The sequence below is a fragment of the Synechococcus sp. R55.4 genome (assembly GCF_047461935.1).
Taxonomy (GTDB): domain Bacteria; phylum Cyanobacteriota; class Cyanobacteriia; order Thermostichales; family Thermostichaceae; genus Thermostichus.
Map to the genome: position 1 here is coordinate 40,935 of NZ_JANSIF010000008.1, position 12,558 is coordinate 53,492.

A 12,558-nucleotide genomic window follows, 5' to 3' on the forward strand; every position below is an offset into this window, starting at 1 on the left:
GGCGTCGCCGAGATCCTTGAAAGCAGGGTAGGATACAGCAGCTTAGGCCAAGGTGTTGAGGAGAATGGAGCATGCGGTGGGAGTGGGGATCGGATCCGGATCCCAGTTGGCCAATTGGGGTGTTTGACAGCGGCTTGGGCGGGCTGACGGTTTGGCGAGCTTTGCGCCGTCGGCTCCCCCACGAACGGCTCATCTACTTCGGCGACACGGCACGGGTACCCTATGGGGAACGCTCGCCAGAGGAGATCCTGGCCTTTGTGCGGCAAATTCTGACGTGGATGCAGGCGCAGCCGGTGAAGCTGGTGGTGATGGCCTGCAATACCAGCTCGGCCTTGGCCCTAGAACAGGTGCGGCAGGAGTTTGCCCTGCCCATTCTGGGGTTAATCCTGCCCGGCGCCCAGGCAGCACTGGCCCAGGGATCCCGCATTGGGGTGCTCGCCACGGTGGCCACGGTCAAGAGTCGCGCTTACTCAAAAGCCATTCAGGAGTACAGCGCTCTGGATCCCAAACGCTTTCCGCACCCCGTTTACTGTTGGGAGCAAGCCTGCCCTGAGTTCGTCCCTCTCATTGAAGCCGGATGGCTGGATAGCCCTGCCCTGCGACAAGCGGCTGAACACTACTTGCAGCCCCTGTTGCAAAAAGGGATCGATACCCTTGTCTATGGCTGTACCCACTACCCATTGCTGGATCCGATCCTGAAGCCTTTGCTGCCCCCCTCGGTCAAACGAGTGGATCCGGGGATGGCGCTGGTGGGATCCCTGGCCCGCGAATTGAGCTTATGGGGCTTGCGCCGCCCCTCGACCGCTGCCCAGGAGGAACCCCACCGTTTCTGTGTGAGCGGGGATCCAGAGCGATTTGCCCAGTTGGCCACTCCTTGGTTGGGCTTTCGGCCCCAGGTAGAACGGGTGGAATTGCCGGCTTTGGATGTCAGCAACTCCCTCCGCCCCTGAGCGCCCTTCTCCTCGGGGATAAAGATTGGGGGCCCCTCAACGGGTCATCACCTGCAAGGGGAAGCGCTCCGCCAGCTCCCCCTCCACTTTGGGAAGCCATTCCTCTTGGAACACCCACACCTGCCCCTGCTGCACGCGGCCATCGGGGTTTTGCGTCAGCTCCAGCCAATACACGAATTGGTTTCCCCGCAGCACCACCCCTTGGATGGCAAGGGCCAAGGTATAGCCCGGACTGCTTGCCAGAGCTTCTGGGGACGGGTAGCGAATCACCTCCACCGCCTGATCCAGATCGGCGGCGATCTCCGGCCCATAAACGTCGCGAATGGCTTGAAAGAGGTCTTCTGCCGTCAGTCCTTGGGGGCGAAAGAACGTCATCCGCTCCGAGCGAATCGTCTCCCGATCCAGCGGGTTGATGATCCGTCCTGGCGGAGCCACCGAAGCCAAGAACGTAAAACGGGATCTATCCGGCTCCACTCGGTTGATGTTCAGGGTTTCGCCCGGACGGGGCCGCAGCACAGGATTGTCCCTCACCCAGGCTGCCGCTTGATCCGGAGATTGCCCGGGGATCCCCCAAGCTGCCGACCGAAGGCCCGCCACTGCCCAGCAGGCCATTGCCAAACCGGTTCCTCGCACCCAGCGCAGCCTTTTGCCCCAGCAGGACAGAGCCCTTGTTGGCTTTGCACCCAAGACCGGCCAGCGATCGCAACGCACGTTCCCATTCCTCCGGGCAAACAACACAAAAACACCACAGTAGAATTAGAGAGACTAAGAGATAAATTGAGCGGGCATGGGCAGATCCATCCTCGATGCAAGCGCCCAACAGTCTTGCCCTTCCCCACTGTATCTGAAGATGTCGGTGCGCCTGTTGCGCCTGAGCGCGAGCATCACGGCCAATAGCTGTAAGGATCCCTCGGCAAGATACGCAGATCCCCGGCGGCTTATCCGCCAAAACGTAAAAAGTATCTTAAGATCAACGGTAAGCAAATCTCATACGCACTAGGTCAGCACCTCAGGAGGTAACCGATGGCTCTCGTTGCAATGCGGACGCTGCTGGATCATGCCGCCGAACATGGCTACGGCATTCCTGCCTTCAACGTCAACAACATGGAGCAGATCCAAGCAATCATGCAGGCAGCCCATGAAACCAACAGCCCCGTTATCCTGCAAGCCTCTCGAGGGGCACGCAAGTATGCGGGCGAGAACTTTCTGCGGCACCTGATCCTGGCGGCAGTGGAGACCTACCCCCACATCCCCGTCGCCATGCACCAAGACCACGGCAATAGCCCGGCTACTTGCTATTCCGCCATCCGCAACGGCTTCACCAGCGTCATGATGGATGGATCCCTCAAGGAAGATGCCAAGACCCCGGCCAGCTACGAGTACAACGTGGCCGTGACCTCCGAGGTGGTGAAAGTGGCTCATGCAATCGGGGTGAGTGTGGAAGGGGAACTGGGCTGCCTGGGATCCCTGGAAACGGGCCGTGGGGAAGCGGAAGATGGCCACGGCGCGGAAGAGGCGCTCAGCCATGACCAACTCCTCACCGACCCCGACCAAGCGGTGGACTTTGTGGAGCGAACTCAGGTGGATGCGCTGGCCGTAGCCATTGGTACCAGCCACGGCGCCTACAAGTTCTCCCGTAAGCCCACCGGCGACATTCTGGACATGGAGCGCATCGCCGAGATCCACCGCCGCCTGCCCAACACGCACCTGGTGATGCACGGTTCCTCCTCGGTGCCCAAGGAGCTGATCGACATCATCAACGAATACGGCGGCTCCATTCCCGAGACTTACGGTGTGCCGCTGGAAGAAATTCAGCGGGGCATCCAAAATGGAGTGCGCAAAGTAAACATCGACACCGACAACCGCCTGGCCATCACAGCTGCCGTGCGTCGCGCCCTGGCCGAGAATCCGAAAGAGTTTGATCCCCGCCATTTCCTCAAGCCTTCCATCAAGGAAATGCAAAAAGTCTGTGCTGAGCGCTACATTGCCTTCGGCTGTGCTGGCCATGGCACCAAAGTTCCGGTGGTTACCTTGGATGAGATGGCAGCCAAGTATGCTTCTGGAGCTTTGGCGGCTCAGGTGAAGAAGACCGTTGCGGTCTAGTCCCCACATCCTGCAAGAACTCTGGAATGCTTGCCGGGGCGCTTCCAGGGTTTTCCTTGGAGATCAGCTAGGTCACTGGACTCAGATTGGACAAATAAGGGGATCCAGCGGGGATCCCCTTTTGCTTTGGAGGAACTTGATGCGTTTTGGGGGTCAGGCAGCTTTTGCCGCAGAACGTTTTTCCGTCTCAATTTGATGGTTCAGCAACGCCAAGCTTAGGCAGTCCAACAGTTCCAGGTCAGCCTCAGAGTAGCGCCGCTGAAAGAGCAGCTCATTGATGCGGTTCTCTTGACTTAGGCTGAGAAAACTGCTGCGGAACACCTGTTCCACGATTTCTTGGATGCTGGAGGGCGGAGCAACAAGGAGAGAGTCAAGATCTGTATTCATGGCTGGTTCTGTTTGAGAGATGGTTTTTGACAGAGGAGAGATTACTTTTGCCGAGGGATGAGGTAGCACTGCTCGATGCGCTGTAGGAAGAAGGGAGGAACTCCGGCCTGAGGCTCGTTCTCAGAAGAGACATCCTTCTGCCACTTGAGGGAAACTCCCAGCAGCGCTCCCAAAGAGAAGCTCTCGCTCAATAGGGCCGCTATGCGGTAAGTACGGTAGTCCAGCGTTGGATCCACACCGGCTTGCATCTGTGTTCCTCCGTATTTCTAACGCTCACGCGCCCATCATAGCTTGGAGATCAGGGAAAATACAGAGAAACACCGAAGACTTACCTAGGCAATTTGTACGTTTCTTCTACGCGATTTGGCGGATATCGGCGGGATCCCAGGGGTCTTTGGGGCAGGTTCAGGGTTGAGTCAGGGATCCCAGCCCAGCAGAGCGGAGATTTCCGCAGCCGGGGTGGCCGCGTTGAAGGGTTTGCTGATGAAGCCATTGGCTCCAAGCTGAGCAAGAGAGGCATCCTGGGGATCCCGGACTTTGGCGGTTAGAAGGATCACGGGGATCCTTTGGGTTTCCGGCAAAGCTCGTAAATGGGCCAAGGTGGTGGGGCCATCCATCCCCGGCATCGTCACATCCAGCAGGATGGCCTCGGGTTGCTCTCGGATAGCGATTTGGATCCCTTCTGGGCCGGATCCCGCCGTTAAGATCTGCCAGCCGACCAAGTTTTCCAGGATCAGTTGGGTCATTTCCCAAATATCGGGTTCGTCGTCGATGATCAGCAGACGATGGGTCATGTTGTTTCAGCCAAGAGTTGGTGTACCCGTTCTTGGAGTTCTGTCGGACTGATGCGCCCTTTGACGTAGATTTCGGTAACTTGAGATTGCCAGCGGATACGCTCTGGGTGCTCCACATCGCGGGCCGTGTAGATCAAGACGGGAATGGGCTTGGCGGGAGGATTCCTGTTCAGCCAATCCAGCAGGGCAAACCCCTCGTCGCCAACCAGTTCCAAATCCAGAATGATGAGATCCGGTCGTGAGGCTTGGCAGTGACTGATGGCACCGGGAACCGAAGCAACCACCACAAACTCTGTATTCTCTCGCTCCAGCAACAGGCTGAGAACATAAGCAAGACTGGGATCATCCTCAACGATCAACACCTGCTGCGACATCGTTTGCTCCTGGGCAGAGCTGGGAAACCAACAATCTGCGCAAGCCTTGAAAGGCTTTTGCCCAGGGTAGCGAGGGAGAAGGGTAAAACTGGGGAAAGTTAGTCGGTGTTTTCGTTGCTCACAAAGGCCGACCCATTGGCCTGGGGTTCGGGCGATTCCAGCGCGTATTTGAGCGCATGCCAGGCCAGGTTGGCGCATTTGATGCGTACTGGAAATTGGGCTACCCCTTTCATGGCGTTCAAAGCCCGTTGCTCCCGCGGGAACTCTTCGCCACCGCGCATCATGGCTTGGAAGCGCTCCACCAACTGCAGAGCTTCGGGGATGGTGCGCCCCCGCACCGCATCCGCCATGAGATCGGCAGAAGCCAGGGCAATGGCACAGCCTGCCCCCTCGAATTTGATATCGACAATCCGCTCCTGGCTGGGATCCAGTTGCAAGGTGAGGTCGATGGTGTCGCCGCAGGAGGGGTTGTGGCCGCGCTGGTGGCGGTGGACGGGATCCACTCTGCCGAAGTTGTGGGGCTTTTTGTATCGCTCCAGAATGACTTGCTGATAGAGTCCGCGCAGGTTATCGAGAGGCATTGTTGCTCCTGATTGGTCGCTGCTCTGGCCGGTCGGCAAAGGTCGGTAAAACGAATCAAGAGTTTTGGGCGGGCTGAAGGGTAGTGCAGTCACTCCAAAAATTAAGTTTGAAACATGCTCTCTGGCGCTCTGCGTCAACCCTCGCTACTGCTTGCCCTACAAGGAGAGAGGGGAGTTAGAGCACTGCTTCGCTGCGATTTGGAATGTTGTGCCCCCTTGCTGCTGGGAACAGCCATAACCTAGACATTCAGAATTTCTGGGAAGCAAGCCCAACTCGACCCATCCGGTCTTGATCTTAACCCCGTTCTTGGCAGGGTTGGGTCAGTAGAAAAACTCCTGCCAGCGCACGGGCTTGAGTTTACACATGTACAGCCAATCAAAAAAGTTCTTCAGCACCGTGGCTGCATAGCCGCGCCAGACCAGCCCGCCTTTCTCAGCAACAGCAACGCGGTTCCCCACCGTTACACAAACAAAAACCGTGGCCTGCGGTCGGTAGGGGATCAGAGGTTGGCCGCGGATAAGCCGCAGCAGGTTTTGGGCTGCAATCGGCCCCTGGCGCACCGCGTACACGCCGATCTTGGGCAAGAGGCGGGATCCCCAAACAAAGTCAGCGCAGTCCCCCACCGCCAGGATGCGCTCTGAGCCTTGCACCCGCAGGTATTGATCCACAAGCAGGGATCCCGTCGGCCCTGTCGGCAAGCCGCAGGTGCTCAACCAGGCCGGCGCCTGGAAGCCACCTGCCCACAGGCGAGTCTGAGCCATCAACTCGGTGCCATCCGAGAGCCACACCTGCTCCGGCCCAAAGGCTTTCACCTGACATCCGGCCCAGATTTCCACCCCCAAGCGGCGGATTTCTCTTTCCACAGCCCGGCGGAAGTGTTCTGAGAAACCCTCCACCAGATGGGCCTGGCGATGGATCAGGATCAGCCGGGCTTGAGCTAAGGGGATCCCTGTTTCTGCGCTCATTTCCCGGCAAAGATCGTAGAGTTCCCCCATCAGCTCTGTGCCGGTACAGCCTCCCCCTGCCACCACAAAGGTCAACAGACCCGGCGTCGGATCCCCCTGGGCAGCCCGTTGCCAGCACTGCCGGATCCAAGTTCGGGCGGCCACCAATTGTTCTGCCGGTCGAATGGTGAAGGCATGTTGGATCCCATCAATGGTGCGCAACTCCCGGCCCACATTCACCAACAGATAGTCGTAGGCCAGAGTTTGGATCCCGGCTTCACTCTCCAGGGTCAGGGTTCGAGCTTCGGGTTGGATGTGGGTGACTCGCCCCGGCAAAAACTGGGCGCCGTTGGCTTGAATATGCTCCAGCAAAGGGATCCGCACCAGCTCTAGAGAAAACCGACCGCTCAGCAGCCGTGTGGACATGCCCGAATTGACACTGTAGGGATAGGGGTTGATGGCGATCACCCGTGCCTGCCCTTGGAGGGCCCGCAAGGTGTCGATGGCCCCATAGCCACATCCGGCCAAGATTACGGTGGGCAGGGATCCCCTCATGGCTGGAGCGGGAACTCCTGGGGATCCCCGGCCGCCCATTCCAGGATGGAACCGGAATAGCTTTTGGCCTGCCGGCCCACGTGGGTTAAAACCACCGTGACCCAAGCGGAGCGAACCCCAGCTGTGCAGTAGGCAATGATCTCGGCTTCTGGAGGGATCCCGGCTTTTTGCAGGCGGGCGTGAATTGCAGCGGGCGGCAATAGGGATCCCGCCGCATCCATCAGCTCCTTGTAGTAGAGATGCACAGCGCCGGGGATGTGTCCACCGCGCGCCTCACCATAGGGGGTGGCTCCCTTGTATTCTTGGGCTTCGCGACTGTCGAGGATGGCCACACGGTCGGAGCCAAGGCTGGCCCGCAGAGTGTCCCGGTCGATCTCCCACCGGTCGGTTCGCTGCACTACAAAGTCGCCCCGTTGCGGTTCGTCGGCGCTTTGTCGGGTTGTGGTCAGCACTCCCTCCTTCACCAGGGCCGGATAGCCCCCGTCCACCATGACTGCCTGGGGATGACCCAAGCTGCGCAACATCCAAACGATCCAGCCATCTTCTCCCCAGCCCTGTAGCGGATCGGCAGCAACTACCACCGGACGCCCCTGAAACACGCCAAGGCCCTGCAGCTTTTCGGTGAGAAGGGCATCATCTGCCAACAGCTTGCCGCTGTTGGCAGCCTCTGGTTGAGTAAACTCCGTCCAGTTCACCGGAATTGAACCCTTCAGGATCCCGTCGGCTTGCAATTCCGCACTGCGTGCATCCAGAAGCGTTGCCCCTTGTTGGATGAGCTGGATGGCGGTTGCAGGGCTGACCACCCAACCTGGCGTTGGTGTCATGGGTTGAGAGAACCTTAACTGGAAGATCCTATCCCACCTTACGGGACGAGTAGGCCGGTATGGGCCTCTTCCATCTGTTTGGAGAGAAGCTGTTGCAGGCTCACTCTGGCTTCGGAGAAGTTGGGAGCGATTTCCAAAGCCGAGCGAAAGTGTTCAATGGCCTGCTCCAGCTTGCCTTGGCGGGCAAGGATGGATCCCAGACGATAGTGAGCTGCTCCATAGCTGCCATTGCTGCGAATGGCCCGTCGATAGCTGGCCTCCGCCGAGGTTAGATCCCCCTTGATGCGCGCCACTTCGCCCAGGCCAAAGTAAGCTTCCGGCAACTCTGAATCTCCTTCGAGGGCCTGTTCAAACTGCTGCATAGCCTGCTGCAACTGTTGAGGCTGGATGAACTTGCGCCCAGAGGCATCCCGTTGTTTGGGGCCCAGGTAGGCTAGGCCAATGGCGGCCATCGCTTCGTGCAGATCGGGGGCCAGCTCCAAAGCCCGCCGGTAGTTCTTCACAGCTTCGCTGTATTGCTCTTGGCTTGCCAACACCAGGCCCAAGCCGTAGTAGGCGCGAGCCTGCTGTCTTTTGAACTGGCCATTGAAGACCACCTGGCTGAACTCCTGGCTAGCTTGAGCCAGATGGCCTGCATGTACCATTGCCAAACCCAGATCCACCCGCACAGCGGCTGCCAACTCAGGACTGAGATCCAGGCTGAGGGCAGTTCGGAAGGCTGCTATTGCCGCTTTTAACTGACCTTTGCGCATCAGCGCTTGTCCCATCACGGCGTGGCCCAGGCCCAGGCGATCATTCAACTCCAAAGCAGCCCAACAGGAATCGATGGCCTCGTCCCATTGCCCCAGCTTGAGGCGAATTTGAGCAACGCAAAGATGGGCCTCGCTGAAGTGGGGATCCAGCCCCAGGGCCTTTTGTTGCTGAGCTAACGCTTCTGCCCAGTTGCCCTTCTCTGCCCAGGCTTGGCCGAGCAGGCTGAAGATCTCGGCTTGAGCGGATCCCTGGGTGAGGGGCAGCGCTTCGGGCAAATGGATCAAGACTTCATCCGGCTGATGCTGGGCCAACCACTGCCGCGCCAGGGCCTTCAGGGTTTCCACCAGGTGGGTGTTGATGCCGCTCAAGTTCGGGTTCAGGCGTTTGGCCTGTTGGTAGTGGCTCAATGCCTCCTGCAGTCGGTTGGTTTTCGCCAACAGATGGGCCAGCTCAACGTGGGCCTCGACATGATTCGGCTGTTGCCGCACGGCCTCCCGAAACCGCTCCACCGCCTCAGGCATTGGATTGGCCTGTAAAAAGGACAGCCCTTCTGTAAAGGGATCCTGGGATCCCTCTTCTCGCTCAAGGGTGTCATCGACACGCCGACCTTTCCACCCCAGCCAGCCCCCCCCTGCGGCCAAGATCAACAGCGGGATCCCCAGCCCCAGCGATCTGGCTCGGGCAGGAACATCGGCTTGCCCAAAAGAGCGCACCACCAACCCAGCCCCCAGCAGGAGAGACAAAGCCAGAGCTCCCCCCAAGAAGGGCCTTAGAGCAGGCCTGTGCAACCATTGATCAAGTGTCGGAAAGTTGGCCAGAACGTCGATAGGAGAACTGGGGCGAGCAGTTGTAGGCAGAGGGGTCGGGATCCCGTCTTGGGAAGGGGCATGGCCAACCGAGGCCTGGCTTGGAGCCGCTTCTGGCCAGCGCTCTTTCTGAATTTTGGGAACCGGTGCCCCCAGAGTTTTAACTTTGCGAAAATCGGAGTTGTGGTCGGGATCCACAACAGGTTTTTGGGCCTCCAGCACCTTGATCTCAGAAATCTTGGTGCCCGGTAATACAATCTGCGTGGCATCGGCACTGCTTTCCCCAGAGGACAAGTAGAAGACTTTTTTCCACTGCGGCTGTGTTTCCCCCTGAAGCCGACCGTACACCACCAGTTGGCTAACTCCCTGCACAGGCAAGCCCCCCAATTGGCTGGCAACTCGATGCAACACCATAGAGCGGCTAAACATCCCCTGCCGTGGGAGATCCACCATGAGGTAAAGGACATCTTGCTTCAGGGCCGAACGGGTTGGCAGGGGGGCAAGGGCCTTCTGCAGAGCCTTGATCAGGGTTTCCACGCTGCGAGCGGCAGATGAGTCAGCCATAAGGTTAGAGCTCATAAAGTTAAAGGGTGAAAAAGTAGTCTTGCAACAACTCCAATTCAAAAGGGCTCCACTTCTCTCGGCAAAGCTGAGTACCTTGTGGCCAGAAGTCAAGGCCTCTGACTTCATCTCGCTGCCTCATTGTGCTCAATCTGCCGGAGTCCGTCAATATACTGAAAGAGCCTGTTACAAACGGGGCTGCCGGCCCATTTTGCGACGGAAAAGGTGGGTGTGGTCAGGGCTGTAGAGCCGCGAGCGGGCAGATCTGGAGCTTGACAAGCCTTTCAAGGCAGGGCTGACGAGATAGAGCACTGTGCGTTCTAAGTCGGCTTGCCGGGTGAGGGCGGCCATCTCGGCCAGGGATCCCAGCCAGATCTGTTCGTCCGGCCAACCCAAGCGATAACAAACGGCAACCGGGGTATCGGCGGGGTAGTGAGCCAGCAGATCTGCCTGCGCTTGTTCTACGTGGCGGGCGCTCAGATATAGACACAAAGAGGCGCGGTGGGCTGCCAGACTGGCCAGGGCTTCTGCTTCCGGTACCTGGGTGCGACCGCTGGCGCGGGTGAGGATAATCGTCTGTACCAACTTGGGTATGGTCAACTCCACCTGCAAACGGGCGGCTGCCAATTGAAAGGCGCTTACTCCCGGCACGATCTCAAAAGGGATCCCTGCCTCCGCCAGCCGGATCAGCAGCTCGTGCAGAGCGCCGTAAAGGCAGGGATCCCCATCCTGCAGCCGCACCACCCGCAGCCCCGCCTTGACCCGTTCCACAATTTGCGGCAGCAGCGTTTCCAGCGTGAAGGAGCGGGTGTCAATGGCCTCAACCCCAGGGCGACAATGGGCCAGCACTCCCTCTGGCACCAAAGAACCTGTGTAGAACACTACATCGGCTTCCGCCAGCAGTCTTTGCCCCCGCAGGGTAATCAGCTCCGGATCCCCGGGGCCGGCGCCGACAATGTGGACGGGCCAATAGGGCACAGTCTGTTCGCTCATTCGGTCTCTTCCTACCCCAGCAGCGTGCATCCTAGCAGCAGGGAACCACTTCAGAGAGGATAGAGCTAATCACTCCGTCCATGAGGGGATTCGAAGGTCTCTTTTTTTGAAGATCCCTTTTCTAAAGTCTTTACAAACAAGTCTTGACAAAAAACAAGTCTTGACAAATAAGAAGAGTATCAATCAGCTTAGAGTACAGACTTTGGAACTGCGCTTCAATGGCGATGCCGACATCTGGGTTTGGAGACCACAGCCCGCTGACGCGAGCAAAGCGGTTAATCACTCTGAACCTCTGGCAAAGCCCTAGGGCAGCCTTGAAAGCTGTCAGGGTCAAGAAAATGACTTTAGACCTAAATCTCTCGGTAAAGCGCAACGAAGTGCAATGCGAGACTTCTAGAAAGCTCACCTGAAAGCTCAAGCTAAGAACATGGAAGTCCAAGGTAGGCATTTGTATTCGATCTTAAGGTACGTTCGGAAAGACTATTATCCCTACGTTGTTTTACCCCAGCCGATTGCTCTCCTCCTGAGGGGGCCAGATCTCCCACCTCGCCCGCCGGAGCCTGAGCCGCCGCAGATGCCTGCCCGTCCGCTGGAGCCTGAGCCGCCACAGATGCCGGAGCGCCCAACGGAACCTGAACTACCTCGAATGCCGGAACGCCCTGTTAGGCCAAATCTACCCGAGCTACCCCAGCCTTTGATGGGCAAGCTGCAATCGGCATGGGCAACTGGTGCTGGTGCATAGAGCAGTCTAGTGTCCGGTGCTATACCCCTGATATCGCAATGCAGGTATCTAGAGATGGAAAAAGATCACTCGTTTTACTCATTGACATTGAAATTGATGAGCCATGGTTTCTTGAAGGTAATCTGTGTAGGCCAGCCCATACTGTGAATGATCCTAAGCAAAGTAAGCGTGATGCTTATCTAGCGGATAGAGGCTGGGTTGTAGTTCGGTTCTCAGAACGGCAAGTTTATGAAGAAAGTGAAAAGTGCATTAATCTCATCTTTTGCTTGGTTTCAGGTGTCTTGGGTGCATTAGATTCTAAACAGCCAGACTTATCATTTTCATTTCCAACGGACCACAAGAGATGGGGTGATCAAAGTGCTCTTAGTGAACCTAGATTTCCTCCTTCCTACTTTTAATTCCCAAGGTTGAGACTGGCCCTACCGGGATTGAATTGAGCTAACGCGCTGGTCCGAGACGCTGCTGCAGGATTTGTGCGGCCAGCAACACATCCAGGGGGGTGGTTAGCTTCAAATTGGTCTCCTCCCCTTCCACGATGTAAACCGGCCAGCCCAGCTTCTCAAACAGAGCTGCGTCATCGGTCACTTGCCAACCTTGGGCCAGAGCCTCCTGATGGGCTTGCCACAGCAACGACAGGCGAAATCCTTGCGGGGTTTGCGCTGCCCACAGCCTGCTGCGCTCCGGCGTCGATTGGATTTGGATCCCGTTGGGGCCGGTCTCTGTCACTTTAATCGTGTCTTTAACAGGGATCCCTGCGATGAGACCATCCACCTGCTGCAGAGCGGCACTGCAGCGATCGAACAACTCAGGGGTAGCCAGGCAGCGGGCCCCATCGTGAATCAGCACCCGTTCCACCGTCCCCCACCCATAGAGATACTCAACCCCCTTGCAAACCGACTCCTGCCGCGTCGCCCCCCCTTGTAAAAGCTGCACCGGCGTGGACAGATCCATTGCCGCCAGGATCTGCTCGATGGCCGGCCAATCGCCGGGTTGGGAGAGAATGCCGATCCACTCGATGGAGCTGGCTCGATCCGCAGCCTGCAACGTCCAAGCCAAAATCGGCTGACCCAAGAGCGGCAGCAACAGCTTATTGACCGCAGCTCCCATTCGCTTGCCGCTGCCAGCCGCCGGGATCAGAAGGTGCATGGGATCCAAAAGTGCATCCAACCGGATCCCAGTGTACTGCTCAA

14 protein-coding genes are annotated in these 12,558 nt (G+C 58.1%); 3 read left to right on the top strand and 11 right to left on the bottom strand.

The window, feature by feature from the left end; genetic code table 11:
- The first annotated feature begins 71 nt into the window (after positions 1 to 71).
- The gene (murI, locus tag NW842_RS03330) at positions 72 to 950 is read left to right on the top strand and encodes a glutamate racemase (RefSeq protein ID WP_414374774.1); all 879 of its coding nucleotides are present in this window, start codon (positions 72 to 74) and stop codon (positions 948 to 950) included.
- A 36-nt stretch (positions 951 to 986) separates the two neighbouring features.
- Here murI and NW842_RS03335 read toward each other — a convergent pair whose 3' ends face one another.
- Complete coding sequence (locus NW842_RS03335) at positions 987 to 1,583, bottom strand: hypothetical protein (RefSeq protein ID WP_414374776.1); 597 nt, start codon at positions 1,581 to 1,583, stop codon at positions 987 to 989.
- Positions 1,584 to 1,973: 390 nt separating this feature from the next.
- Between NW842_RS03335 and fba the strand changes: the two genes are divergently transcribed.
- Entirely contained in the window at positions 1,974 to 3,053 is a 1,080-nt protein-coding gene (gene fba / locus NW842_RS03340) for a class II fructose-bisphosphate aldolase (protein ID WP_011432022.1), read from the top strand.
- A gap of 153 nt (positions 3,054 to 3,206) precedes the next feature.
- On the opposite strand, the gene NW842_RS03345 is transcribed toward fba, so the two are convergent.
- From NW842_RS03345 to cobM, 9 genes are all read right to left on the bottom strand, one after another.
- Positions 3,207 to 3,440: a hypothetical protein gene (locus NW842_RS03345; protein WP_414374777.1), complete on the bottom strand. Its 234-nt coding sequence runs from the start codon at positions 3,438 to 3,440 to the stop codon at positions 3,207 to 3,209.
- Between the two features lie 41 nt (positions 3,441 to 3,481).
- Entirely contained in the window at positions 3,482 to 3,688 is a 207-nt protein-coding gene (locus tag NW842_RS03350; protein WP_414357172.1) for a hypothetical protein, read from the bottom strand.
- Positions 3,689 to 3,856: 168 nt separating this feature from the next.
- A complete protein-coding gene (locus tag NW842_RS03355; RefSeq protein ID WP_414357170.1) occupies positions 3,857 to 4,234 on the bottom strand; it encodes a response regulator in 378 nt (125 codons plus the stop codon).
- Complete coding sequence (locus NW842_RS03360) at positions 4,231 to 4,608, bottom strand: response regulator (protein WP_414357168.1); 378 nt, start codon at positions 4,606 to 4,608, stop codon at positions 4,231 to 4,233. The genes NW842_RS03355 and NW842_RS03360 overlap by 4 nt, the downstream gene beginning before the upstream one ends.
- A 98-nt stretch (positions 4,609 to 4,706) precedes the next feature.
- Positions 4,707 to 5,189: a Fe-S cluster assembly sulfur transfer protein SufU gene (gene sufU, locus NW842_RS03365; RefSeq protein ID WP_011434254.1), complete on the bottom strand. Its 483-nt coding sequence runs from the start codon at positions 5,187 to 5,189 to the stop codon at positions 4,707 to 4,709.
- Between the two features lie 321 nt (positions 5,190 to 5,510).
- Complete coding sequence (locus tag NW842_RS03370) at positions 5,511 to 6,689, bottom strand: NAD(P)/FAD-dependent oxidoreductase (RefSeq protein ID WP_414357166.1); 1,179 nt, start codon at positions 6,687 to 6,689, stop codon at positions 5,511 to 5,513.
- The gene (locus tag NW842_RS03375; protein ID WP_414357164.1) at positions 6,686 to 7,513 is read right to left on the bottom strand and encodes a sulfurtransferase; all 828 of its coding nucleotides are present in this window, start codon (positions 7,511 to 7,513) and stop codon (positions 6,686 to 6,688) included. The genes NW842_RS03370 and NW842_RS03375 overlap by 4 nt, the downstream gene beginning before the upstream one ends.
- A 38-nt stretch (positions 7,514 to 7,551) precedes the next feature.
- Complete coding sequence (locus tag NW842_RS03380) at positions 7,552 to 9,636, bottom strand: tetratricopeptide repeat protein (protein ID WP_414417474.1); 2,085 nt, start codon at positions 9,634 to 9,636, stop codon at positions 7,552 to 7,554.
- A 183-nt stretch (positions 9,637 to 9,819) separates the two neighbouring features.
- Positions 9,820 to 10,626 carry a precorrin-4 C(11)-methyltransferase gene (gene cobM / locus NW842_RS03385; RefSeq protein WP_414417475.1) on the bottom strand — a complete coding sequence of 269 codons (807 nt, stop codon included), beginning with the start codon at positions 10,624 to 10,626 and terminating at the stop codon, positions 9,820 to 9,822.
- A gap of 780 nt (positions 10,627 to 11,406) precedes the next feature.
- On the opposite strand from cobM, the gene NW842_RS03390 reads away from it, so the two are divergent.
- The gene (locus NW842_RS03390) at positions 11,407 to 11,766 is read left to right on the top strand and encodes a DUF559 domain-containing protein (protein WP_148202775.1); all 360 of its coding nucleotides are present in this window, start codon (positions 11,407 to 11,409) and stop codon (positions 11,764 to 11,766) included.
- A 40-nt stretch (positions 11,767 to 11,806) separates the two neighbouring features.
- On the opposite strand, the gene ispD is transcribed toward NW842_RS03390, so the two are convergent.
- Positions 11,807 to 12,514: a 2-C-methyl-D-erythritol 4-phosphate cytidylyltransferase gene (gene ispD, locus NW842_RS03395; RefSeq protein WP_414374794.1), complete on the bottom strand. Its 708-nt coding sequence runs from the start codon at positions 12,512 to 12,514 to the stop codon at positions 11,807 to 11,809.
- Positions 12,515 to 12,558: the final 44 nt, after the last annotated feature.

Bases quoted from the DNA above. Each gene is read 5' to 3' on its own strand.
- NW842_RS03380 (WP_414417474.1), bottom strand. From the start codon at position 9,636: ATGGCTGACTCATCTGCCGCTCGCAGCGTGGAAACCCTGATCAAGGCT.
- NW842_RS03350 (WP_414357172.1), bottom strand. From the start codon at position 3,688: ATGCAAGCCGGTGTGGATCCAACGCTGGACTACCGTACTTACCGCATA.
- fba (WP_011432022.1), top strand. From the start codon at position 1,974: ATGGCTCTCGTTGCAATGCGGACGCTGCTGGATCATGCCGCCGAACAT.
- ispD (WP_414374794.1), bottom strand. From the start codon at position 12,514: ATGCACCTTCTGATCCCGGCGGCTGGCAGCGGCAAGCGAATGGGAGCT.
- murI (WP_414374774.1), top strand. From the start codon at position 72: ATGCGGTGGGAGTGGGGATCGGATCCGGATCCCAGTTGGCCAATTGGG.
- NW842_RS03375 (WP_414357164.1), bottom strand. From the start codon at position 7,513: ATGACACCAACGCCAGGTTGGGTGGTCAGCCCTGCAACCGCCATCCAG.
- NW842_RS03360 (WP_414357168.1), bottom strand. From the start codon at position 4,608: ATGTCGCAGCAGGTGTTGATCGTTGAGGATGATCCCAGTCTTGCTTAT.
- cobM (WP_414417475.1), bottom strand. From the start codon at position 10,626: ATGAGCGAACAGACTGTGCCCTATTGGCCCGTCCACATTGTCGGCGCC.
- NW842_RS03345 (WP_414374777.1), bottom strand. From the start codon at position 3,440: ATGAATACAGATCTTGACTCTCTCCTTGTTGCTCCGCCCTCCAGCATC.
- sufU (WP_011434254.1), bottom strand. From the start codon at position 5,189: ATGCCTCTCGATAACCTGCGCGGACTCTATCAGCAAGTCATTCTGGAG.
- NW842_RS03390 (WP_148202775.1), top strand. From the start codon at position 11,407: ATGCAGGTATCTAGAGATGGAAAAAGATCACTCGTTTTACTCATTGAC.
- NW842_RS03355 (WP_414357170.1), bottom strand. From the start codon at position 4,234: ATGACCCATCGTCTGCTGATCATCGACGACGAACCCGATATTTGGGAA.
- NW842_RS03370 (WP_414357166.1), bottom strand. From the start codon at position 6,689: ATGAGGGGATCCCTGCCCACCGTAATCTTGGCCGGATGTGGCTATGGG.